This window comes from Microbispora sp. ZYX-F-249 (assembly GCF_039649665.1).
GTDB lineage: Bacteria > Actinomycetota > Actinomycetes > Streptosporangiales > Streptosporangiaceae > Microbispora > Microbispora maris.
The window spans coordinates 1-305 of record NZ_JBDJAW010000194.1 but is presented as its reverse complement, the minus strand read 5'-3'; the positions used below and the strand labels follow the sequence as shown (position 1 = coordinate 305).

Genomic DNA, 305 nt, shown 5'->3' with positions numbered 1-305 from the left:
TCAGGAGCAGGTGGTGCCGTTGAGGGTGAAGGCGGCCGGTTTGGGGTTGGCGCCGGTGTAGGTGCCCTGGAAGCCGATCTGGGTGGACTGGCCGGGGTTGATGGTCTTGTTCCAGTCGAGGTTGACGGCGGTGACGGCTGCGCCGGTCTGGGTCCAGGTGGCCGACCAGCCGGGCGGGCTGATCTTCTGGGTGCCGGGGAAGGTGAACTTCAGGGTCCAGCCGTTGATCGCGGTGGTGCCGGTGTTGGCGATCGTGATGGTCGTGGTGAATCCGCCGCCCCAGTCGTTGGCCGCGTACGTCACCG

1 protein-coding gene is annotated in these 305 nt (G+C 67.2%); it reads right to left on the bottom strand.

Annotated elements, in window-relative coordinates; genetic code table 11:
- Positions 1-305: cellulose binding domain-containing protein (locus AAH991_RS40375; protein ID WP_346231225.1), on the bottom strand; the 305-nt coding region annotated here is incomplete at its 5' end.